We start from the raw sequence: 21,727 nt of genomic DNA, 5'->3' as shown, positions 1-21,727 counted from the left end.
TGCTGGTTTCAGGGTTCAGTGAGCCCAACGCAACTGCGTGGGCAAAGGTGCTACAGGGTCCGGCTCGGGCGCAGCGCCCGGTACAGACAAAACTCGGTTGAGAACTTCGCTTTCCAGTGCAGCCAGACGGTGCGAGCCGCGCACCCGGGGCCGCGCCAGCTCGACGTTGAGGTCGAGGCCGACCGCACCGTCTTCGATCAGGATCACCCGGTCGGCCACGGCAACCGCCTCGCTGACGTCATGGGTGACCAGCAGCACGGTGAAGCCATGCTGGCGCCACAGGCGTTCGATCAGTTGCTGCATCTCGATCCGGGTCAGCGCATCCAGCGCGCCAAGTGGCTCGTCGAGCAGCAGCAGGCGTGGCTGGTGAATCAGTGCGCGGGCCAGGGCCACACGCTGCTTCTGCCCGCCAGATAACGCCGCTGGCCACTCATTGGCGCGGTCGGCCAGGCCGACGGCTTCCAGTGCGTCCAGCGCCTTTTGCCGCCAGTCGCCCTTGAGGCCGAGGCCGACGTTGTCGATGACCTTTTTCCACGGCAGCAGGCGCGCGTCCTGGAACATCAAGCGGGTTTCTTCGCGGGCCTCGGCCAGCGGCGCAGCGCCGGCCAGCAACTGGCCGTCGGTGGGCTGGTCGAGGCCCGCCAGCAAGCGCAGCAAGGTGCTCTTGCCGCAGCCACTGCGGCCCACGATGGCGACGAACTGCCCGGCCGGAATATGCAGATCAATGCCGCGCAGCACTTCGCGCTGGCCAAAGCTCTTGCGCACACCCTGGGTGGCCAGCGGGATGCCACGCAACAAGCGCGGCGGTTGTTCCTTGAGCACGGTCATGCGCCCTCCTTCTTGGCCACTTGATAGGCCGGGTGCCAGCGCAGCCAGGCGCGTTCCAGGCCGCGGGCGGCGAGGTCAGCAAGCTTGCCGAGCACGGCGTAGAGCACGATTGCCAGCACCACCACGTCGGTCTGCAGAAACTCCCGAGCGTTCATCGCCAGGTAACCGATACCGGCGTTTGCCGAGATGGTTTCGGCGACGATCAAGGTCAGCCACATGAAGCCCAGAGCAAAGCGCACACCGACCAGAATCGATGGCAGCGCACCCGGCAGGATCACCTGGCGGAACAGGCTGAAGCCGGACAGGCCGTAGCTGCGGGCCATTTCCACCAGGGCCGGGTCAACGTTGCGGATACCGTGGTAGGTGTTCAGGTAGATCGGGAACAGCGTGCCCAGCGCGACCAGAAAGATCTTCGCCGACTCATCGATACCGAACCACAGGATCACCAGTGGGATCAGCGCCAGGTGCGGCACGTTACGAATCATCTGCACCGAGCTGTCGAGCAGGCGTTCACCCCAGTTCGACAGGCCGGTGATAAAGCCCAGCACCAGGCCGATGCTGCCGCCGATGACAAAACCCAGCCCTGCACGCCAGCCGCTGATGGCCAGGTGAGTCCAGATCTCGCCGCTGCGTACCAGCTCGACACCAGCGCTGACCACTGCGCTGGGGGCGGGCAGGATGCGCGTCGACAGCCAGCCAGCGCTGACCGCCAGTTGCCAGATCGCCAGCAGCAGTACCGGCAGTGCCCAAGGGGCCAGGCGCTGAGCCAGGGTGGATGAGGTTGCACGACTCATGGTCCGGTCCTCAGCTCTGCGACACGGACTTGGGCAGGATGTCGTTGGCGACCATCTCGCCAAACGGGCTGACGTAGCCACCCGCTTTCGGTTGCTCCGGGCGCTGTACATCCAGGTGCGGGAACAGCAACTCGGCCACGCGGTATGACTCTTCCAGGTGCGGGTAGCCAGAGAAGATGAAGGTGTCGATGCCCAGCGCTGCGTATTCCTTGACCCGCGCTGCCACGGTCGGGCCATCGCCGACCAGCGCGGTGCCAGCACCGCCGCGCACCAGGCCAACCCCGGCCCACAGGTTTGGGCTGACTTCAAGGTTGTCGCGGCTGCCGCCGTGCAGAGCGGCCATGCGTTGCTGGCCAACCGAGTCGAAGCGCGCCAGCGAGGCCTGGGCACGGGCAATGGTGGCGTCGTCCAGGTGCGAGATCAGCTTGTCGGCGGCGGCCCAGGCTTCTTCGTTGGTTTCCCGCACGATCACATGCAGGCGGATGCCGAAGCGTACTTCGCGGCCTTGCGCGGCGGCCTTCTCGCGCACCTGGGCGATCTTCTCGGCTACTGCTGCAGGCGGTTCGCCCCAGGTCAGGTACAGCTCGACCTGCTCGGCAGCCAGGTCCTGCGCGGCCTCCGAAGAGCCGCCGAAGTACAGCGGCGGACGTGGTTGCTGGATCGGTGGGTAGAGCAGCTTGGCGCCCTTGACCTGAATGTGTTTGCCTTCGTAGTCGACGTTTTCGCCTTCGAGCACTTTGCGCCAGATACGGGTGAACTCGACCGAGGCTTCGTAACGCTCCTGGTGGTTGAGGTGCAGGCCATCGCCGGCCAGCTCATCCGGATCACCGCCAGTGACCAGGTTGAACAGCGCCCGGCCATTGGACAGCCGATCCAGCGTGGCTGCCTGGCGCGCCGCCACGGTCGGCGAAATGATGCCGGGACGCAGCGCGACCAGAAACTTCAGGTTCTGCGTGACCGGGATCAGCGACGCGGCCACCAGCCAGGAGTCTTCGCAGGAGCGTCCGGTCGGGATCAGCACGCCGCCGAAACCAAGGCGGTCCGCCGCCTGGGCAATCTGTTGCAGGTAACCGTGGTCGACCGCACGGGCGCCATCGGAAGTACCCAGGTACTTGCCGTCACCGTGGGTTGGAAGGAACCAGAAAATATTAAGGCTCACTGGAGTTGTCTCCTCAAAGGTGGCTCAAGCCGGAGCGGCGCCCCGGCGCAGGCAGATCAATCAAGGCGCAGTTGCGACCTTGGCCGGGGGTGTCCAGATCACGTCCTTGATGCTCAGCGGCTTGGGGATCAGCTTGAGCGCCTGGAAGGTGTCGGCAATTTTCTGTTGTGCCGCGACTACTTCGGGGGTCAGCGGCGCTGCGCCGTAGCCCTGACGTTTGACCGAGGTCAGGGTGATGTCGGCCGGCAGGCCCAGCAGCGGTGCGACCTGATCGGTGACCTCCTGCGGATTGGCCTGGGACCACTGGCCAACCGCGCGGACTTCTTCGATCAAGGTGTTGATCACCGCCGGGTGCTGGGTCGCATAGTCGCGAGTCGCCAGGTAGAACTGGTGGTTGTCGACCAGGCCCTGGCCGTCACGCAGGGTACGCGCCTGCAGCTGCTTTTCGGCGGCGGCCTGGTACGGGTCCCAGATCACCCAGGCGTCGACGCTGCCACGCTCGAACGCGGCGCGGGCATCTGAGGGCGGCAGGTAAACCGGTTGGATATCGCTGTACTTGAGGCCGGCATCTTCCAGCGCACGCACCAGCAGGTAGTGCACGTTGGAGCCTTTGTTGAGGGCGACTTTCTTGCCCTTGAGGTCTTTTACCGACTGCACCGTGGAGCCCTTCGGCACCAGGATCGCTTCGCTGTGCGGCGCTGGCGGCTCGTAGGCGACGTAGAGCAGATCGGCGCCGGCGGCCTGGGCAAACACCGGCGGCGTTTCGCCAGTGACGCCAAAGTCGATCGAGCCGACGTTGAGCCCTTCAAGCAGCTGCGGGCCGCCGGGGAATTCGGTCCACTGCACCTGAATGCCTTGCTCGGCCAGGCGCTTTTCCAACGTGCCCTTGGCCTTGAGCAGCACCAGCGTGCCGTATTTCTGATAACCGATGCGCAGGCTCTCGGCCTGGGCTTGAGTAATGGCGCCGAAGGATACAGCCGCCGCAAACAGGGCGACCAGACCGCGACGCAAGAAGACTGTGCGCATGGCGCTCTCCAAGACGTATAGGGTTCGGGTTGCACCTGCTTGCCTCGTTGACGGGCGAGTAAGGTGGAAAAACGTGTGGCTTCAGATGCTCCAGCGAGCACTGATCAAGCGTTCATTGAGCACGCCTGGGGCGACCGGTTGTGGCCGGCGAACCAAGGCGCTGTGAAACGTGTCGAGCGAGTCCAGCAGGCGCGCTTCGAGGCTGGCCGCGAGCTGCGCCGGGGCGCTGCCTTCGCCATAGGCGATCTGGCTGTCGTCGGCGAAGATCCCTTGCAGGGTCTCTTGCGCCTTGAGTGCCGACAGCACGGGCTTGAGGGCGTAGTCCACCGCCAGCATGTGGGCGATGCTGCCGCCGGTTGCGATTGGCAGCACCACCTTGTGTTCCAGAGCGCGCTCGGGCAGCAGATCGAGCAGGGTTTTCAGGGCGCCGGCAAACGACGCCTTGTACACCGGGGTGGCGACGATAAGGCCATCGGCCTGCGCTACCAGCTGCTGAAAGTGCTGCACCTGCGGGCTGTCGAAGCGCGCATGGAGGAGGTCTTCGGCAGCAAACTCGCGGACCTGAAAGGTCACGACCTCGACCCCACGCTCTTGCAGCCACTGGCGTGAACGCTCCAGCAACACGCCGGAGCGGGAACGGGTACTTGGGCTACCACCTACCGAGACAACCAACATGAGCAACGCTTCCTTCGATTCGTGGCGGGGCCTGTTCAGTAGTGCTCCCGCTTGATGTAAGTGACCTTAACAGCAGTTCGTATATACCTATAAATCATATTTTTTCATTTGTTTATTCTTTTAATGCATATAAAGCCAAGCCTCGCACAATCCTCTGTAGGAGCGGCCTTGCGTCGCGAAAGGGTCGCGTAGCGGCCCCAAGATTTATGCAGCAGCACAGATTGCTGGGGCCGCTACGCAGCCCTTTCGCGACGCAAGGCCGCTCCTACAGGGGCCGGGGGGGGCGAATAAAAAAGGGCCGCGTGAGCGGCCCGAATATCCCTGCTTGGCTAAGAGCATGTGCAACGAGGATTCTGTATTCAGCGGTTGGGCTGCGGCGTCAGGCGCAGATAGGGCTTCACGGCGCGGTAGCCTTTGGGGAAGCGTTCCTTGATCTCGGCTTCATCCTTGAGCGAAGGCACGATCACTACCTCGTCGCCGTCCTGCCAGTTGCCTGGCGTGGCGACCTTGTAGTTGTCGGTCAGCTGCAGCGAGTCGATCACCCGCAGGATTTCGTTGAAGTTGCGCCCGGTGCTGGCCGGATAGGTAATGGTCAGACGCACCTTCTTGTTCGGGTCGATGACGAACAGCGAGCGCACGGTGAGGGTGTCGTTGGCGTTGGGGTGGATCAGGTCGTACAGGTCGGAGACCTTGCGATCAGCATCGGCAATGATCGGGAAGTTGACCACGGTGTTCTGGGTTTCATTGATGTCATCGATCCACTTGTGGTGCGAATCGACCGGGTCGACCGACAGCGCGATGGCCTTGACCCCGCGCTTGGCGAAGTCGTCCTTGAGCTTGGCGGTCAGGCCCAGCTCAGTGGTGCACACCGGGGTGAAGTCGGCAGGGTGCGAGAACAGCACGCCCCAGCTATTGCCCAACCACTCGTGGAAGCGAATCTTGCCTTCGCTGGAATCCTGTTCGAAATCGGGGGCGATGTCGCCGAGTTTGAGGCTCATGGTGCGGCTCCTGTGTCTGCGTTATGGGTCCAATGTGCCTGCAATCGAAAGAGATTAAAAAGAATAAATATCGATTTATTTATAACCAGAATGCATTACGAATTGCAGGCATAAAAAAGCCTCGCACTAGGCGAGGCTTTTTGGCGTGCAGCTACGACTTACTTGAAAGCGTAAGTGTAGTTGACGATGAAGCGGGTCTGGTCCTGGTCAGCCAGCGAGCTGGTGCCAGTGCCGCGGTACATACCATGGCGCAGGGTAGCGCCCAGGCCTTTCAGGGTGCCTTGCTGGATCACGTAGTCGATCCGGGCGTCGCGTTCCCATTCAGAGAAGGTGCCGTTGCCGTTGGCGTTGCGGCCATCTTCACCGCGCAGGTACGAAACAGCCGCTTTCAGACCCGGCACGCCAACGCGCGCGAAGTCATAGGAGTACTGACCGAAGGTGGTGTTTTCACCGGCCTTGGCGAACTGGTTGATCATGCTGTCGGTGAACAGGTAGAAGCTCGCGCCGCCTGCGCCTTCCGGACGGCCATTGCCATCACGTACCGAACCCTGGTTCAACCAGACGAAACCGCCGTCATCGCTGACGCGTTGATGACCGAGCAAGAAGGCATGACCACCCAGGGAGTAGGTGAACATGGCAGACCAGGTCTTGTTGTCGACCTCGCCTACGTTCTTGGCGTAGCCACCGTTGTTGTTGAAGTTGTAACCACCGCCGTTGCCGTTTTTGCCGTCGCTGCTGCTGTCGAAGTAGCGCAGGTCGGTTTTGAACGACTGGTCGTCAGCGATCTTGAAGACGTGAGTCGCGCCCAGGAAGTGCTGCTTGTAGAAGTCTTCCAGGTTCGAGTAGTAGTACTGCAGGGTCAGGTCTGGGGTGAGCTTGTAGTCCAGACCACCGTAGCGGAACTTGTTGCTGTCAGCGGTAGCACCGTTGACCGACAGACCAGTCCGGTTGCTGGACGCACGGCCCATGGCGTGAGTCATCTGACCGGCGTTGATGGTCAGGTTGTCGATTTCCTTGGAGGAAATGGTGGCACCTTCGAAGGTCTGCGGCAGCAGACGGCCATCGTTGGCAACCAGGATCGGCAAGGCTGGCGACAGCGCGCTACCGAAGTGAGCTTCGGTCTTGGAGAAACGAGCCTTGGCGTTGGCGCCAAAGCGTGCCCATTGCTTCTCGGACGAACCGTCGGAGTCGCTTGGGAAGAAGCTGCTGCCATCAGGGTGGTAGCCCTTGCCGCCGTCAAGGTGGATGCCCCACAGCGCCTGAGCATCTACACCAAAACCAACGGTGCCTTCGGTGAAGCCGGAAATGAAGTCAAGCTTGAAGCCCTGACCCGACTCGCGGTTGTCAGGACGTGGCTTGTTGCCGCCGGCTTCACGGTTATCGTTGTTGAAGTACATGGTACGCGAGCTTACGGACAGCTTGCTGTCCTCGACGAAGCCAGCAGCACCTGCTTGTTGGGCGAGAACCCCCAGTGCCACGGCCAGAGCCAGGCTTGACTTGTACATGTTTTGCTCCTCTACGTTCTAATTTTTGTATATCAGTGGCGGCGAGGTCTATTGCCTCACTCACCATGGACTGGCGATTTAGTCGCAGAGCGTGACCGTCCAGTCAATCATTTCCGAACGTTTCACGACTAAGGTCTAAGCCACCACCCTGGGCTACAGGATAATGACAATCCTATAAATCCAAAATGACTGTTTTATGAATTGCTAAGACTATTGCGGCATATCGTAGGAACCTTTACTACCATTTGCGGTATCGGCAGGGCCCCTTAAGAGCTTTAGGTTATTTGCAAACGTTTGCTCATAACCTTATTTCCTTTTGCTCTAGGCCGGGAAAGCGTAGCAGTGAACGGTCATTACGCCAGCCCGCTCCTACGCCGACCGCGCAACGTGCAGGCAACGCGGTCCCTGTAGGAGCGGCCTTGTGTCGCGAAAGGGGCGCGCAGCGCCCCCAAAAGGCACCTAAGCTAATACTAAAAAGTTATTTATTTGAAGATTCTTAGATCATTTAGTCTCTCGCCATCAACTACCCAGATTGCTGACGAGAGGCAAACCCATGATCCCGCACGCTCCGCTGCGCCTGTTCGCCGCCCTGACCCTCGCCAGCAGCAGCTGGTTGGCCCAGGCCGCTGACCTTACCGTGGCCTACCAGACCACCGTCGACCCAGCCAAGGTTGCCCAAGTCGATGGCGCCTACGAAAAAGCCAGCAAGGCCGATATCGACTGGCGCAAATTCGATAACGGCGCCGACGTGATCACGGCCGTGGCCTCGGGCGATGTACAGATCGGCTACCTCGGCTCCAGCCCGCTGGCCGCAGCCGCGACCCGCAAGCTGCCGGTCGAAACCTTTTTGATCGCCACCCAGATCGGCGCCGGTGAAGCGCTGGTTGCCCGCGACAGCATCAAGACCCCGCAGGACCTGATCGGCAAAAAGGTCGCCGTACCGTTCGTTTCGACCGGCCACTACAGCCTGCTCGCTGCGCTCAAAGCGTGGAACATCGATGCGTCCAAGGTGCAGATCCTCAACCTCGCCCCGCCGGCCATCATCGCCGCCTGGAAGCGTGGCGATATCGACGCCACCTACGTCTGGGACCCAGCGCTGGGCGTCGCCAAGGAGAACGGCAAGGTGCTGATCACCTCCGGTGAGCTGGCACAAAAAGGCGCGCCGACCTTCGACGCCTGGATCGTGCGCAAAGACTTTGCCGCCAAACACCCGGACGTGGTCAAGGCCTTCGCCAAGGTCACCCTGGATGCCTACGCCGACTACCGCAAGGACCCGGCAGCCTGGCTGGCCAACCCGGACAACGTCGCCAAACTGGCCAAGCTCTCGGGCGCCAAGAGCAGCGATATCCCGGTGCTGCTGCAAGGCAACGTCTACCCGCTGGCCGCCGACCAGGCCAGCGCCCTCGGCGCGCCGACCACCCAGGCCCTGAGCAACACCGCAGCCTTCCTCAAGGAGCAAGGCAAGGTCGACGCCGTGCTGCCTGACTACGCCCCATACGTCACCGCCAAATACCTGCCCAACTGATCCGGAGCCCGTCATGGCCTTGCTCGAGCTGGAGCGCATCAGCGCACAGTACCCCGGTGCCGACACCCCGGTGCTGGCCGATATCAACCTGAGCCTGGGTCCGCGCCAGCTGCTGGTGGCCCTTGGGCCATCGGGCAGCGGCAAGACCTCGCTGCTCAACCTGATCGCTGGCTTCGTGCCTGCCAGTGCTGGCCGTATCAGCCTCGACGGCGTGCCGGTGCAAGGCCCGAGTGCCGAGCGCGGCGTGGTGTTTCAGGACGACGCCCTGCTGCCCTGGCAAAACGTGCTCGGCAACGTCGCCTTCGGCCTGGAGCTGGCCGGCGTAAGCCGTGCCGAGCGCGAAGCCAAGGCGCGCGAAATGCTCGCACTGGTCGACCTCGCAGGTTTCGCCGAGCGGCGCATCTGGCAGCTTTCGGGCGGCCAGAAGCAGCGCGTCGGCCTGGCCCGCGCCCTGGCCGCCAACCCGCGTGTGCTGCTGATGGACGAGCCGTTCGGCGCCCTCGATGCGTTTACCCGCGAGCAGATGCAGGAGTTGTTGCTGCAGGTGTGGCAACGCACAGCCAAACCAGTATTCCTGATTACCCATGACATCGAAGAAGCGGTGTTTCTCGCCAGCGAACTAGTGCTGCTTGCGCCCAACCCAGGGCGTGTCGTCGAACACCTGCAACTGGACTTCGGCCAACGCTACGCCGCCGGAGAATCGGCGCGGGCGATCAAGTCCGACCCGCGCTTTATCGAAACCCGCGAACACGTGCTGGCGAGAGTCTTCTCGCAACGCGAAGACGCCCGCCGGGAGCACTCAGCATGAGCACTGTCGAACTGCCGCTGGCCGCCAAACCGGCCAACCTCAACACGCTGCCGCGCAAACCACTGTCGACCCGCTGGATCAGCGCCCTGACCCTGGCCAGCCTGTTACTGCTGTGGTGGGCGGTGACCGCCGCCGAGCTGGTCGAACCGCTGTTTCTGCCACCACCGGCAGACATCCTCGGCAAAGCCTGGGTGCTGCTGACCCAGGGCTACATGGACGCCAGCCTGTGGCAGCACCTGGGCGCAAGCCTTGGGCGGATTGGCCTGGCGCTCGGCGCAGCCATCCTCACGGCGATCCCGATCGGCATTGCCATCGGCTCCAACCGCATTGCCCGGGGCATTTTCGACCCACTGATCGAGTTCTACCGGCCAATTCCGCCGCTGGCCTACCTGCCGCTGATCGTGATCTGGTGCGGCATCGGTGAGCTGTCCAAGGTGCTGCTGATCTACCTGGCGATCTTCGCCCCGATTGCCATCGCCACCGCCACCGGCGTGCGCACCGTCGACCCGGCCAAACTGCGCGCCGCGCAGTCGCTGGGCGCCACCAAGGCCCAGCTGATTCGCCATGTGATATTGCCCAGCGCCCTGCCCGACATCCTCACCGGCGTGCGTATCGGCCTGGGCGTCGGCTGGTCGACCCTGGTTGCAGCGGAATTGATCGCCGCCACCAGCGGCCTCGGCTTCATGGTCCAGTCAGCGGCGCAGTTTCTGGTCACTGACGTGGTGGTGCTGGGGATCCTGCTGATTGCCCTGATCGCCTTCGCCCTGGAAATGGGCCTGCGCGCCCTGCAACGCAAGCTGGTGCCTTGGCACGGCCAGACCCACTAAGCACGACTGACCACGCCGGCACTCCGGCGCCCGACAAAGAGACTGCCATGAGCCTGACCATCACTCCGTTAAGCCCGGCCCTCGGCGCGCAGATCACTGGCGTCGACATCAGCCGTGAAATCACAGCCGAACAACGCGACGCCATCGAGCAGGCGCTGCTCAAGCATCAAGTGCTGTTCTTCCGCGAGCAGCCGCTCAACCCGCAGCAGCAAGCCCGCTTCGCTGCGCGTTTTGGCGATCTGCATATCCACCCGATCTACCCCAATGTGCCGCAAACGCCACAAGTGCTGATCCTCGATACCGCCGTCACCGACGTGCGCGACAATGCCGTGTGGCACACCGACGTGACCTTCCTGCCGACCCCGGCGCTGGGCGCGGTACTGAGTGCCAAGCAGTTGCCGGCCTACGGCGGCGATACCTTGTGGGCCAGTGGCGTAGCGGCATTCGAAGGCTTGTCGGCGCCCCTTCGGACGATGCTCGACGGCCTCACAGCCACCCATGACTTCACCAAGTCATTCCCGCTGGAGCGCTTCGGCACCACCGCCGAAGACCTCGCCCGCTGGGAAGCGACCCGGCGCAACAACCCGCCGCTGACGCACCCGGTGGTGCGTACGCATCCGGTCAGCGGGCGCAAGGCGTTATTCGTCAATGAAGGGTTTACCACGCGCATCAACGAGCTCAACGAGCAGGAAAGCGAGGCCCTGCTCAAGCTGCTGTTTGCCCATGCGACGCGGCCGGAGTACAGCATCCGCTGGCGCTGGCAGGAAAACGACGTGGCCTTTTGGGACAACCGCGTGACCCAGCATTACGCCGTTGATGACTACCGCCCGCAGCGGCGGGTCATGCACCGCGCCACCATCCTTGGCGACGCGCCGTTCTAGCGCAGGCGAGGGGCTGCCCAGCAGCCCCTCACGCAACTACCTGACCATGTGCAGGAACTGCATATGCCGTTCGTACTGGTCGAGGATGTCGTTGATGATCTGCTCCTTGCTGTAGCCGACCAGATCGTAATCCTGGCTACCTTCTGACAGATGCACCTCGGCGCGGTAATAGCGACGGTTTTTCAGCTCTTGCGCACCCAACCCACCCAAGGCGAAGGACGGCGTGAAATAACCGCGCATCTGCACCTGGTAGATGAACGGCTGCTCTTCACCATGGCCGACTTTCAGGCTGACGTTGTCGTGGCTCGGGTCATCCTGAGTGATCAGCACCAGGCCTTTCTGCTCGAACACCTCGCGCACGTCATTGATCGCCGGGCGCACCACGTCATCCATGAAGCGGTACACCTCATCGCGCGATGGGAAGTGCACAGCCTGGCTCAAGCGCTGACGCCAGCCGCCGCGACCACGGCGGCTCTGGGCGACAGGTGCCAGCGAGTGCAACTGGGCAATCCGCCGCTGCGACTCTAGGTAGAACGCCTTGTGCAGGCCCCACATCATGCACAGCAGGATCAGCGAGAACGGCAATGAGGTCAGCACCACCGCAGACTTCAGCGAATCGATGCTGCCAGCGAACAGCAAGGCACTGGTGATCAACGCGGTCATCGCCCCCCAGAAGATCCGCAGCCAGTTCGGGCCGTCTTCGTCAGGGCTGCCGCCCTTCGCCGACAAGGTCGACAGCACCACGGTGCCGGAGTCGGCCGAGGTGACGAAGAAGACGAAGCTGATGAACACCGTCACAGCGATTACCGCCTTGCTCCACGGATAGGTTTCGAGCAGCAGGTACAGGCTCATCGACGGGTTTTCCAGCGCCGACTGGCCGAGCGCGACCAGGCCGTGGTTGAGCACCTGGTCCATCGCGCTGTTGGCGAAGATCGACATCCACGCCAGGGTGAAACCAAGCGGGATCAACAGCACGCCGAAGACGAATTCACGAATGGTCCGGCCACGGGAAATCCGCGCGATGAACAGGCCCACGAACGGCGCCCAGGCAATCCACCAGGCCCAGTAGAACACTGTCCAGCCACCCAGCCAGTCGCGGTTCTCGCCGTAGGCATAGACGTCGAAGCTCTTGCCTGGCAAGGCGCCAAGGTAGTCACCGAGGTTCTGGATCAGGGTATTGAACAAGTGCTGGGTCGGGCCGGCAAACAGTACGAACAGCAGCAAGGCGCAGGCCAGGAACAGGTTGATGTCGGACATCACCCGCACGCCCTTCTCGACCCCGGCCACGGCAACCGCGACTGCGGCGCCCATCATCAGCGTGATCAGCGCGACCTGCACCCATTGGCTGTGCGGGATGCCGAACAGGTAATCGAGGCCGGAGTTAAGGTGCAGCACACCAAAGCCCATGTCGGCGCCCAGGCCGAACACCGTGGCAATGATGCCGAAGCCATCCACCGCGTAACCGATCGGGCCGTTGATACGCTTGCCGATCAGCGGGTACAGCGCCGAACGCAGCGCCAGCGGCAGGTTGTGCCGGTAGGCGAAGTAGGCCAGCGCCATGCCGACAAAGGCAAACACGCCCCAGCCATGCAGGCCCCAGTGCAGAAACAGCAGCTTCATCGCCTCGCGCCCGGCCTCGGCGGTGCCGCCCTCGCCCTGGGGCGGTTGCAGCATGTGCGTCAGCGGCTCGGAGACGCAGAAGAAGAACAGCGTGATGCTGATACCGGCGGCGAACAGCATGCCGGCCCAGGACAGGTAACTGAACTCGGGTTCGTCATGATCGGCACCGAGTTTGATCTTGCCATAGCCCGACAAGGCGGTGACCACCACAAACACCAGGTACAGGGTCATGGCCAGCATGTAGTACCAGCCCACCGTGTTGGCAGCCCAGTTTTGCGCGGCCAGCAACCAGGCACCGGAGGCCTCGGGGTTGACGATCACCACCAGCCCGAAGAGCAGGATAAAACTGGCGGCGAAGTAGAACACCGGGGCGTTCATGCGCATCTTGCTGTCAGCAAGTTCAGGGGTGGGAGTACTCATGCAACCTGCACCCCGCTGTGGGAATCAGGCATAGGATTTAACGGGTTCAGCAAAGGCATATCCTCCTGTTGAACACCGGCAGCGACCAGCGTTTTTATGTTGAACAAGCGTTCAAGTTAAACATGGATCGGCCTTCGATGCGACCTGCCCCGCTGAGCGGGGCAGGTATATAGAGGAGCTGACAACGGCTTTTGCTCGGCGCTTTTGCTATTTTTTTGCCTGGCAGTCGAGCTGCAGATTGGCCTGGGTGATGTTGCTGTCGGCCGGCACGCTGCGGGTCAGCCAGACGTTGCCGCCGATGGTCGAGCCCTTGCCGATGGTGATCCGGCCGAGGATGGTTGCGCCGGCATAGATCACCACATCGTCTTCGACGATCGGGTGGCGCGGCTGGCCCTTGTGCAGGCTGCCGGTTTCGTCGGCGGTGAAGCGTTTGGCGCCCAGGGTCACGGCCTGATAGATGCGCACGCGCTCGCCGATGATCGCGGTTTCGCCGATCACCACGCCGGTACCGTGGTCGATGAAGAAGCTCGGGCCAATCCGTGCGCCGGGGTGGATATCGATACCGGTGGCCGAATGCGCCAGCTCCGAGCTGATCCGCGCCAGCAATGGCAGGCCGGCCAGGTACAGGTGGTGAGCCAGGCGGTGGTGGATGATCGCCAGGATTCCTGGGTAGCACAGCAGCACTTCATCCACGCTGCGCGCGGCCGGGTCGCCGTGGTAGGCGGCGAGCACGTCGGTGTCGAGCAGCACGCGCATCTCTGGCAGGGCCGCAGCGAAGCCCTGGATCAGGCGCAAGGCCTCGCTGTCGGCGTTGGCCTGGTCAGTCTGGCTCTGCCGTGCGGCGTAGCGCAGCTCCAGCCGTGCTTGCGCGAGCAGTGCAGTGAGGGCGGTGTCGAGGGTGTGGCCGACGTAGAAATCCTCGCTCTCTTCACGTAGGTCGACCGGGCCCAGGCGCATCGGGAACAAGGCCCCGCACAGTTGCTCGAGAATGCGCTGCATTGCGTCGCGCGACGGCAGCTCGCGGCCGCCCTTCTCGCCGCTGCTGCGGCCATTTTGCGTGCGCCATTGCTCACGGGCGCCGCGCAGGCCGGTCACAATCGACTGCAACTGCCATTTGCCGGGGGATGATTGTTCGCTCACGATGTGCTCCTGACTGTCGTAAAGATCCACTCTACGACAAATCCAGCCCTTGGAAAAAACAACGCTTTATTCCATCCTGAGCTAACTCGGGCATAAGCCACGCTGACGGGCTACCCTCAACGCAGCCGGCCAACGGCTCAATGCACAAAAATGGAATAACAAAATACTTTTTTATTATTTCATGAGCTAAACAGCCCACCCTTATAGTCGCCACCCACTACTTCCACCAAAAGCGCGGGGCCCTGCCATGTCGATCTTTGCCAAACCGCTACTCAATGCCAGCCTTGCCATAGTGCTTGGCACCGGTCTGTTCAGCCAGGCGTTTGCCGGCGAGCAGCTGCAGACTATCAAGGACAAGGGCGTGCTCAACGTCGGCGTCGAAGGCACTTACCCGCCGTTCAGCTTTGTCGATGACAGCGGCAAGCTGTCGGGCTTTGAGGTAGAGCTGTCGGAGCTGATCGCCAAAGAGCTTGGGGTCAAGGCCAAGGTCCAGCCGACCAAGTGGGACGGTATCCTCGCGGCGCTGGAGTCCAAGCGCCTGGACGTGGTCGTCAACCAGGTGACCATCTCCGACGAGCGCAAGAAGAAGTACGACTTCTCCGAGCCGTACACCGTCTCCGGCATTCAGGCACTGGTGCTGAAGAAGAAAGAAAAAGATCTGAACATCAAGTCTGCAGCTGACCTGGCCGGCAAGAAGGTCGGTGTCGGTCTGGGCACCAACTACGAGCAGTGGGTCAAGGCCAACGTGCCGACCGCCGACGTACGCACCTATGAAGACGACCCGACCAAGTTCCAGGACCTGCGCGTGGGCCGCACCGACGCTATCCTGATCGACCGCCTGGCTGCGCTTGAGTACGCCAAAAAAGCCCAGGATACCGTTGCCGCTGGGGACGCCTTCTCGCGTCTCGAGTCGGGCATTGCCCTGCGCAAGGGTGAACCGGAACTGCTCGCGGCCATCAACCAGGCCCTGGACAAGCTGCGCGCCGACGGCAGCCTGGCCAAGCTGTCCGAGAAGTACTTCGGCGCTGACGTGACTAAATGATTGAAGAAAGCCTGCAACTGGTAGCCGACTCCGCGCCCTTTCTGCTCAAGGGCGCTGGCTACACCATCCTGCTCAGTGTCGGCGGTATGTTCTTTGGCTTGCTGCTGGGCTTTGCCCTGGCGTTGATGCGCTTGTCCAAGGTGCTGCCGCTGGACTGGCTGGCGCGTATTTACGTGTCGTTCTTCCGCGGCACGCCGCTGTTGGTGCAACTGTTCGTGATCTACTTCGGCCTGCCGCAGATCGGCCTTGAGCTTGACCCGATCCCGGCAGCGCTGATTGGCCTGTCGCTGAACATGGCAGCCTACGTTTGCGAAATCCTGCGGGCGGCGATCTCGTCGATCGAGCGCGGCCAGTGGGAAGCCTGCGCCAGCATCGGCATGACCCGCGCCCAGGCCATGCGCCGGGCGATCCTGCCGCAAGCCATGCGCACCGCCCTGCCGCCGCTGGGCAACAGTTTTATCTCGCTGGTCAAGGACACCGCGCTGGCGGCCACCATTCAGGTGCCGGAGCTGTTCCGCCAGGCGCAGCTGGTCACCGCGCGGACCTTCGAAGTGTTCACCATGTACCTGGCCGTTGCGGTTATCTACTGGATCCTGGCGAGCATCCTCGCCCACTTCCAGAACCGCCTGGAAGCACGGGTCAACCAGCATGACCAGGAGCGTTGAGCATGATCGTAGTTGAAGGCCTGACCAAGCGGTTCAACGGCCAGACCGTACTCGACGGCATCAACCTGACCGTCCAGCCCGGTGAAGTGATCGCCATCATCGGCCCCAGCGGCTCGGGCAAGACCACCTTTCTGCGCTGCCTCAACCTGCTCGAGACCCCCGACGCCGGACGCATCCAGATCGGCGACATCAGCATCGACGCCAACCGCTCGCTGGGTAACCAGCAGAGCGCCATCCGCCGCTTGCGCCAGCAGGCCGGGTTTGTCTTCCAGAACTTCAACCTGTTCCCCCATCGCACGGCGTTGGATAACGTCATCGAAGGGCCGCTGGTGGTCAAGAAGACCCCGCGCGCCACAGCCCTGGAGCTGGGCCGACGTTTGCTGGCCAAGGTCGGCCTGGCCGGCAAAGAAGACGCCTACCCACGGCGCTTGTCCGGTGGCCAGCAACAGCGCGTGGCGATTGCTCGGGCGTTGGCCATGGAGCCGGATGTGATCCTGTTCGACGAGCCAACCTCAGCGCTGGACCCGGAACTGGTGGGTGAAGTGCTGGAGACCATTCGTGGCCTGGCCGAAGAGCAGCGCACCATGATCATCGTCACCCACGAAATGAGCTTTGCCCGGGATGTCGCCAACCGGGTGATCTTCTTCGACAAAGGGGTGATTGTTGAGCAGGGTGAAGCAAAGGCGTTGTTTGCCGATCCGAAGGAAGAGCGGACTCGGCAGTTTTTGCGCAAGTTTCTTGGGACTGCCGCCTCCTAGCGCCCGGCCTTTCGCGGCACTGGTCAGAATTGCTGGGGGCGCTTCGCGGCCCCCGACGTACTAAAAACCACCGCATTATTAAAGCCAACCGCCGCAAGCCTCAGCACTTCTATCTATATTCCCAAATGATCGTTCAAAATTATTTAATAAGACTTTAAGGTATATACACCGGACCACCGGACCCGCATACGTGCAGCGCAACCACCAAGCGCCGCCGCCACTTTTTTGTGAGGTCAGGAATGGTCAGGAATGCAATCACCCCAGTGCATAACGCCAGGGCATTGAGTACAGCCAAGGAGCGGTACTAATGTCCAGCCAGGCACAAACCCTTCACGCCAGCGACCTCGACAGCCCGCCAGCACTGCTGCCGGCCAAGGTCCTGCGCAACGACGCCGAAGCCCTGCAAGCCGCCCATGAGCTGGCCGCAGTCGCTCGCGCAAACGCCTCCAAGCGCGACCAGCAGCGCAAGCTGCCGTGGGCCGAGATCGAGCTGTTCACCCGCAGCGGGCTGGGCAGCATCAGCATCCCCAAAGCCTTCGGTGGTGCCGACGTGTCCTTTGTCACGGTCGCCGAGGTGTTTCGCGTCATCAGCGCTGCCGACCCGGCGCTGGGGCAGATCCCGCAGAACCAGTTCGGCATGCTGCAACTGCTGCGCCTGACCGCCAGCGAAGCCCAGCAGGCGCTGATTTTCGGCTCGGTGTTGAACGGCTGGCGGATCGGCAATGCCGGCCCCGAGCGCGGCAGCAAAGACACCCTCACCCTGAAGGCGCGGATCAGCCGTGACGGCGACACCTATCGCATCAGCGGCGAAAAGTTCTATTCCACTGGCGCCCTGTTCGCCCACTGGGTTGCGGTCAAGGCGCTGGATGACGAAGGCCGCCAACGCCTGGCTTTTGTCCGCCGTGGCAGCCCGGGCCTGCGCATCGTTGACGACTGGTCAGGCTTTGGCCAGCGCACCACCGCCAGCGGCACCGTGCTGCTCGACCAAGTACCGGTGGAGGCTGAGCTGGTGATCGACAACTGGCGCCAGCGCGATCTGCCCAACATCCAGGGCGCGGCGTCGCAGTTGATTCAGGCAGCCATCGACGCCGGTATCGCCGAAGCAGCTATCGATGACGCGATCAGCTTTGTGCGCGAGAAGTCCCGGCCGTTTATCGACGCCAACGTCGAGCGCGCCAGCGATGACCCTTATGTGATCGCCGACATCGGCCGGCTCAAGCTCGAGCTGCACGCCGCCGAGGCGCTGCTGCGCAAGGCCGCGCAGGTGCTGGACGAGGTCAACGCTGGGGCCATCGATGCTGACGCCGCCGCGCGCGCTTCGATTGCCGTGGCCGAAGCCAAGGTGCTCACCACCGAGATCGCCCTGCAGGCCAGCGAGAAGCTGTTCGAACTGGCCGGCAGCCGCGCCACCCTCGCCGAGTTCAACCTCGACCGGCACTGGCGCAATGCCCGCGTGCACACCCTGCACGACCCGGTGCGCTGGAAATACCACGCTGTGGGCGCCTGGCACCTGAACGGCACCCGGCCTGCCCGACATTCCTGGATTTGAGGGCCTCTGGGGCCGCTTCGCGCCCCTTCGCGGGTAAACCCGCTCCCACAGGTGACTGAGCTGAACCTTGTGGGAGCGGGTTTACCCGCGAAGGGGCGCGAAGCGGCCCCAAGGCCCCGGAGAACACAATGAACGCAACTGTCATCCGCACTGACGGCGAGGCCCTGGCCGTCGCTGACGAACTCGCCAGGCAACTGCGCCGCGACAGCGCCCTGCGCGACCGCGAGCGGCGCCTGCCGCACGCCGAGCTGGAGCTGTTCAGCCGCTCCGGGCTGTGGGCCATCAGCGTGCCCAAGGCCTTTGGTGGCGCCGGCGTGTCGTATGTCACCCTGGCCAAGATCATCGCCCGGATTGCCCAGGCCGACGGCTCGCTGGGGCAGATCCCGCAGAACCACTTCTACGCCCTGGAAGTGCTGCGGGTAAACGGCACGCCCGAGCAACAGCAGCGGCTGTACGCCGAAGTGCTGGCCGGGCGGCGCTTCGGCAACGCCCTGGCCGAACTCGGTACCAAGACGGCCCACGACCGCACCACCCGGCTCAGCCGCGAGGGCGACGGTTATCGCATCAATGGCCGCAAGTTCTACTCCACCGGCGCGCTGTATGCGCAGCGCATCCCCACTTCGGTGATCGATGACGACGGCGTTCAGCGGCTGGCCTTCGTGCCGGCCGATGCGCCGGGCCTGCAAGTGATCGACGACTGGAGCGGCTTTGGCCAGCGCACCACCGGTAGCGGCTCGGTGGTGTTCGATAACGTCTGGGTAGCCGCTGCCGACGTGGTGGCGTTCCAGAGCGCATTCGAGCGGCCGACACCGGTCGGCCCACTGGCGCAGATCCTCCACGCTGCAATCGATACCGGCATCGCCCGCGCTGCTTTCGAAGACGCGCTGCACTTCGTGCGTACCCGCAGCCGGCCATGGGTCGACTCGGGCCACGACAAGGCCGTCGACGACCCGCTGACCCTGAAGAGCTTCGGCCAGCTGTCGATCCGCCTGCATGCCAGCGAAGCACTGCTGGAACGCGCCGGCGAATTCCTCGACCAGGCCGCGGCAGCCACGCCGGAGACAGCCGCCGAGCGAGTGGCCGCAGCCTCGATCGCCGTCGCCGAGGCCCGTGCCATCAGCACCGAAATCGCCCTCGCCGCAGGCACCACGCTGTTCGAGCTGGCCGGCAGCCAGGCCACCCTGGCCGAGCACAACCTCGACCGCCACTGGCGCAACGCCCGCGTGCACACCCTGCACGACCCGGTGCGCTGGAAGTATCACGCCATCGGCAACTACTACCTCAACGACATCAACCCACCGCGGCGGGGGACGATCTGATGAGCAAGCAAATCCTCCTCAACGCCTTCAACATGAACTGCGTCGGCCACATCAACCATGGCCTGTGGACCCATCCACGCGACACCTCGACCCAGTACAAGTCGCTGGACTACTGGACCGACCTGGCCAAGCTGCTTGAGCGCGGGTTGTTCGATGGCCTGTTCATCGCCGATATCGTCGGCACCTACGACGTCTATGGCCAGTCGGTCGATGTAACGCTGAAGGAGTCGATCCAGCTGCCGGTCAACGACCCGCTGCTGCTGGTCTCGGCCATGGCTGCCGTCACCCGCCACCTGGGTTTTGGCCTCACCGCCAACCTCACCTACGAGGCGCCGTATCTGTTCGCCCGCCGGCTGTCGACCCTTGACCACCTGAGCAACGGCCGGGTCGGTTGGAACATCGTCACCGGCTACCTCGACAGCGCCGCGCGCGCCATGGGCCTGGAGCAACAGCCCGAGCACGACCGCCGTTACGACCAGGCCGAGGAATACCTGCAAGTGCTGTACAAGCTGCTCGAAGGCAGCTGGGATGACGACGCAGTGGTCGCCGACCGCGAGCAGCGGGTCTACGCCCGCCCCGACAAAGTGCGCAAGGTCGAGCACCACGGCGAGTTCTACAAGGTCGAGGGCTACCACCTCTGCGAACCCTCGCCGCAGCGCACGCCGGTGCTATTCCAGGCTGGCAGCTCGCCACGCGGCCTGAGCTTTGCCGGCAACCACGCCGAATGCGTGTTCATCAGCGGCCAGGACAAAGCCTCCACCCGTATTCAAGTCGACAAGGTGCGTGCCGCAGCCAAGGCGGCCGGGCGTGATCCGCAGGCAATCAAGGTATTCATGGGCATTACCGTGATCGTCGCCGCCAGCGAAGCCGAAGCCCAGGCCAAGCATGCCGAATATGTGCGCTACGCCAGCCCTGAGGCCGGCGTCGCCCACTTCGCCAGCTCGACCGGGATCGACTTCGCCGCCTTCGAGCTGGACGAGCCGATCGGCTTCGCCAAAGGCAACGCCATCCAGTCCGCGACCCGCCAGTTGCAGGACAGCGCCTGGACCCGCCGCCGCCTGCTCGACCAGCACAGCCTCGGCGGCCGCTACGTGACCTTGATCGGCACCGCCGCGCAGGTCGCCGATGAGCTGATCGGCTGGATCGACGAAACCGGGCTCGACGGCTTCAACCTGACCCGCACCGTAACCCCGGAAAGCTTCGAAGACTTCATCGACCTAGTCGTCCCCGAACTGCAACGCCGCGGTCGCTACAAGACCGCTTACCAGGACGGCAGCCTGCGCGAAAAGCTGTTCGCCAGCGACCTGCCGCACCTGCCTGCCGACCATCCCGGCGCCCGCTACCGCAATACGACCCCAACCCCTGCCCCGACTGGAGCCCTGCACCATGCTTGATAAACTGTTCCGGCCCGTCGCGGCCGCCGTACTGTCACTGGCCATCAGCGCCAACGTGTTCGCTGCCGAGCCGCTTAAAGTCGGCACCACCGCAGCCTTTGCCATTCCCCTTGAAGCCGCTGTCGAAGAGGCGCACAAGCAGGGCCTGGAAGTGAAGCTGATCGAGTTCAGCGACTGGATCGCGCCCAACGTCAGCCTCAACAGCGGCGATATCGACGTCAATTACTTCCAGCACATCCCGTTCCTGGAAAACGCCAAGGCCGCTGCCGGCTTTGACCTGGTGCCGTACAAGCCGGGGATCATCAACAACGTTGGCCTGTACTCGAAAAAGTACAAGAGCTTTGCCGAGCTGCCGACCGGCGCCAGCGTGGCCATCGCCAACGACCCGATCAACAGCGGCCGTGGTTTGCAGCTGCTGGCCAAGGCCGGGCTGATCACGCTCAAACCCGGCGTTGGCTACAAGGCCACCGAAGACGACATCGTCGCCAACCCGAAAAAACTGAAGATTCTGCAGGTTGAAGCAGTGCAGCTGGTGCGCGCCTACGACGATGCCGATCTGGTCCAGGGCTACCCGGCCTATATCCGCCTGGCGAACACCTTCGATGCCACCTCGGCACTGCTGTTCGACGGCCTGGAAAACAAGGAATACGTGATCCAGTTCGTTATCCGCCCACAGGAAAAGGACGATCCTCGCCTGGCCAAGTTCGTCGACATCTACCAGCACTCGCCTGCGGTAAAGGCTGCGCTGGACAAGGCACACGGCAGCCTCTACCAGGCCGGTTGGGAAGGCTGAC

20 protein-coding genes are annotated in these 21,727 nt (G+C 63.2%); 11 read left to right on the top strand and 9 right to left on the bottom strand.

Translation table 11 applies throughout. The annotated features are described in order from the left end of the window. Positions 1-15: 15 nt before the first annotated feature. The 7 genes from ssuB to M2396_RS17650 all read right to left on the bottom strand — a co-directional run bounded on the left by ssuB (position 16) and on the right by M2396_RS17650 (position 6,985). Positions 16-828 (bottom strand): aliphatic sulfonates ABC transporter ATP-binding protein, encoded by an 813-nt coding sequence (gene ssuB, locus M2396_RS17680; RefSeq protein WP_259076711.1) that lies wholly within the window; start codon positions 826-828, stop codon positions 16-18. Further along, positions 825-1,622 (bottom strand): aliphatic sulfonate ABC transporter permease SsuC, encoded by a 798-nt coding sequence (gene ssuC, locus M2396_RS17675; RefSeq protein ID WP_103435326.1) that lies wholly within the window; start codon positions 1,620-1,622, stop codon positions 825-827. The genes ssuB and ssuC overlap by 4 nt, the downstream gene beginning before the upstream one ends. Before the next feature lie 10 nt (positions 1,623-1,632). Beyond that, positions 1,633-2,781, bottom strand: a complete 1,149-nt coding sequence (gene ssuD, locus M2396_RS17670; protein WP_101322559.1) for an FMNH2-dependent alkanesulfonate monooxygenase — start codon at positions 2,779-2,781, stop codon at positions 1,633-1,635. A gap of 60 nt (positions 2,782-2,841) precedes the next feature. After that, complete coding sequence (locus M2396_RS17665) at positions 2,842-3,807, bottom strand: sulfonate ABC transporter substrate-binding protein (RefSeq protein ID WP_101322560.1); 966 nt, start codon at positions 3,805-3,807, stop codon at positions 2,842-2,844. An 81-nt stretch (positions 3,808-3,888) separates the two neighbouring features. Then, complete coding sequence (gene ssuE, locus M2396_RS17660) at positions 3,889-4,482, bottom strand: NADPH-dependent FMN reductase (RefSeq protein ID WP_101322561.1); 594 nt, start codon at positions 4,480-4,482, stop codon at positions 3,889-3,891. A gap of 359 nt (positions 4,483-4,841) precedes the next feature. Continuing rightward, positions 4,842-5,480, bottom strand: coding sequence for a peroxiredoxin (locus tag M2396_RS17655; protein WP_101322562.1), 639 nt, complete (start codon positions 5,478-5,480; stop codon positions 4,842-4,844). A gap of 158 nt (positions 5,481-5,638) precedes the next feature. Then, positions 5,639-6,985 carry an OprD family porin gene (locus M2396_RS17650; protein WP_150570517.1) on the bottom strand — a complete coding sequence of 449 codons (1,347 nt, stop codon included), beginning with the start codon at positions 6,983-6,985 and terminating at the stop codon, positions 5,639-5,641. 553 nt (positions 6,986-7,538) lie between these two features. On the opposite strand from M2396_RS17650, the gene tauA reads away from it, so the two are divergent. From tauA to tauD, 4 genes are read left to right on the top strand one after another with little or no spacing between them, the layout of a single operon-like run. Continuing rightward, a complete protein-coding gene (gene tauA / locus M2396_RS17645; RefSeq protein ID WP_150573321.1) occupies positions 7,539-8,510 on the top strand; it encodes a taurine ABC transporter substrate-binding protein in 972 nt (323 codons plus the stop codon). 13 nt (positions 8,511-8,523) lie between these two features. Beyond that, entirely contained in the window at positions 8,524-9,318 is a 795-nt protein-coding gene (tauB, locus tag M2396_RS17640) for a taurine ABC transporter ATP-binding subunit (protein WP_259076702.1), read from the top strand. Next, entirely contained in the window at positions 9,315-10,145 is an 831-nt protein-coding gene (tauC, locus tag M2396_RS17635; protein WP_259076699.1) for a taurine ABC transporter permease TauC, read from the top strand. Before tauB ends, tauC begins: the two co-directional genes overlap by 4 nt. Positions 10,146-10,192: 47 nt before the next feature. Continuing rightward, entirely contained in the window at positions 10,193-11,026 is an 834-nt protein-coding gene (gene tauD, locus M2396_RS17630; RefSeq protein WP_101322567.1) for a taurine dioxygenase, read from the top strand. Between the two features lie 36 nt (positions 11,027-11,062). Here the strand turns inward: tauD and betT are convergent, their stop codons facing one another. Both betT and epsC read right to left on the bottom strand, forming a co-directional pair. Then, positions 11,063-13,066, bottom strand: coding sequence for a choline transporter BetT (gene betT / locus M2396_RS17625; protein ID WP_150570521.1), 2,004 nt, complete (start codon positions 13,064-13,066; stop codon positions 11,063-11,065). A gap of 207 nt (positions 13,067-13,273) precedes the next feature. Beyond that, positions 13,274-14,206, bottom strand: a complete 933-nt coding sequence (gene epsC / locus M2396_RS17620; RefSeq protein ID WP_150570522.1) for a serine O-acetyltransferase EpsC — start codon at positions 14,204-14,206, stop codon at positions 13,274-13,276. A 247-nt stretch (positions 14,207-14,453) separates the two neighbouring features. Here epsC and tcyJ point away from each other — a divergent pair, with 247 nt between their 5' ends. The 7 genes from tcyJ to M2396_RS17585 all read left to right on the top strand — a co-directional run bounded on the left by tcyJ (position 14,454) and on the right by M2396_RS17585 (position 21,726). Further along, a complete protein-coding gene (tcyJ, locus tag M2396_RS17615) occupies positions 14,454-15,248 on the top strand; it encodes a cystine ABC transporter substrate-binding protein (RefSeq protein ID WP_101322570.1) in 795 nt (264 codons plus the stop codon). Beyond that, positions 15,245-15,913 carry a cystine ABC transporter permease gene (tcyL, locus tag M2396_RS17610; RefSeq protein ID WP_101322571.1) on the top strand — a complete coding sequence of 223 codons (669 nt, stop codon included), beginning with the start codon at positions 15,245-15,247 and terminating at the stop codon, positions 15,911-15,913. The genes tcyJ and tcyL overlap by 4 nt, the downstream gene beginning before the upstream one ends. A 2-nt stretch (positions 15,914-15,915) precedes the next feature. Then, on the top strand, positions 15,916-16,671 hold the full coding sequence (gene tcyN / locus M2396_RS17605) for an L-cystine ABC transporter ATP-binding protein TcyN (protein ID WP_259076693.1): 756 nt from the start codon (positions 15,916-15,918) through the stop codon (positions 16,669-16,671). Between the two features lie 307 nt (positions 16,672-16,978). Continuing rightward, positions 16,979-18,220: an SfnB family sulfur acquisition oxidoreductase gene (locus M2396_RS17600; RefSeq protein WP_259076691.1), complete on the top strand. Its 1,242-nt coding sequence runs from the start codon at positions 16,979-16,981 to the stop codon at positions 18,218-18,220. A gap of 128 nt (positions 18,221-18,348) precedes the next feature. Next, a complete protein-coding gene (locus tag M2396_RS17595; protein ID WP_101322574.1) occupies positions 18,349-19,539 on the top strand; it encodes an SfnB family sulfur acquisition oxidoreductase in 1,191 nt (396 codons plus the stop codon). Then, positions 19,539-20,933 carry an LLM class flavin-dependent oxidoreductase gene (locus M2396_RS17590; RefSeq protein ID WP_259076687.1) on the top strand — a complete coding sequence of 465 codons (1,395 nt, stop codon included), beginning with the start codon at positions 19,539-19,541 and terminating at the stop codon, positions 20,931-20,933. Before M2396_RS17595 ends, M2396_RS17590 begins: the two co-directional genes overlap by 1 nt. Beyond that, positions 20,926-21,726, top strand: a complete 801-nt coding sequence (locus M2396_RS17585; RefSeq protein ID WP_181089013.1) for a MetQ/NlpA family ABC transporter substrate-binding protein — start codon at positions 20,926-20,928, stop codon at positions 21,724-21,726. The genes M2396_RS17590 and M2396_RS17585 overlap by 8 nt, the downstream gene beginning before the upstream one ends. Position 21,727: the final 1 nt, after the last annotated feature.

This window comes from Pseudomonas sp. BIGb0278, assembly GCF_024809895.1.
GTDB classification, from domain to species: Bacteria; Pseudomonadota; Gammaproteobacteria; order Pseudomonadales; family Pseudomonadaceae; genus Aquipseudomonas; species Aquipseudomonas shirazensis.
Note: the sequence above shows the minus strand (reverse complement) of the source record. Positions and strands in the feature narration are given on the sequence as shown.

Excerpts from the sequence above, each read along its gene's own strand:
- M2396_RS17585 (WP_181089013.1), top strand. The coding sequence starts at position 20,926 with ATGCTTGATAAACTGTTCCGGCCCGTCGCGGCCGCCGTACTGTCACTG.
- ssuE (WP_101322561.1), bottom strand. The coding sequence starts at position 4,482 with ATGTTGGTTGTCTCGGTAGGTGGTAGCCCAAGTACCCGTTCCCGCTCC.
- tauD (WP_101322567.1), top strand. The coding sequence starts at position 10,193 with ATGAGCCTGACCATCACTCCGTTAAGCCCGGCCCTCGGCGCGCAGATC.
- tcyL (WP_101322571.1), top strand. The coding sequence starts at position 15,245 with ATGATTGAAGAAAGCCTGCAACTGGTAGCCGACTCCGCGCCCTTTCTG.
- ssuC (WP_103435326.1), bottom strand. The coding sequence starts at position 1,622 with ATGAGTCGTGCAACCTCATCCACCCTGGCTCAGCGCCTGGCCCCTTGG.
- M2396_RS17650 (WP_150570517.1), bottom strand. The coding sequence starts at position 6,985 with ATGTACAAGTCAAGCCTGGCTCTGGCCGTGGCACTGGGGGTTCTCGCC.
- tcyJ (WP_101322570.1), top strand. The coding sequence starts at position 14,454 with ATGTCGATCTTTGCCAAACCGCTACTCAATGCCAGCCTTGCCATAGTG.
- tauA (WP_150573321.1), top strand. The coding sequence starts at position 7,539 with ATGATCCCGCACGCTCCGCTGCGCCTGTTCGCCGCCCTGACCCTCGCC.
- M2396_RS17600 (WP_259076691.1), top strand. The coding sequence starts at position 16,979 with ATGTCCAGCCAGGCACAAACCCTTCACGCCAGCGACCTCGACAGCCCG.
- tcyN (WP_259076693.1), top strand. The coding sequence starts at position 15,916 with ATGATCGTAGTTGAAGGCCTGACCAAGCGGTTCAACGGCCAGACCGTA.
- ssuB (WP_259076711.1), bottom strand. The coding sequence starts at position 828 with ATGACCGTGCTCAAGGAACAACCGCCGCGCTTGTTGCGTGGCATCCCG.
- M2396_RS17665 (WP_101322560.1), bottom strand. The coding sequence starts at position 3,807 with ATGCGCACAGTCTTCTTGCGTCGCGGTCTGGTCGCCCTGTTTGCGGCG.
- betT (WP_150570521.1), bottom strand. The coding sequence starts at position 13,066 with ATGAGTACTCCCACCCCTGAACTTGCTGACAGCAAGATGCGCATGAAC.
- tauB (WP_259076702.1), top strand. The coding sequence starts at position 8,524 with ATGGCCTTGCTCGAGCTGGAGCGCATCAGCGCACAGTACCCCGGTGCC.
- tauC (WP_259076699.1), top strand. The coding sequence starts at position 9,315 with ATGAGCACTGTCGAACTGCCGCTGGCCGCCAAACCGGCCAACCTCAAC.
- M2396_RS17655 (WP_101322562.1), bottom strand. The coding sequence starts at position 5,480 with ATGAGCCTCAAACTCGGCGACATCGCCCCCGATTTCGAACAGGATTCC.
- M2396_RS17590 (WP_259076687.1), top strand. The coding sequence starts at position 19,539 with ATGAGCAAGCAAATCCTCCTCAACGCCTTCAACATGAACTGCGTCGGC.
- M2396_RS17595 (WP_101322574.1), top strand. The coding sequence starts at position 18,349 with ATGAACGCAACTGTCATCCGCACTGACGGCGAGGCCCTGGCCGTCGCT.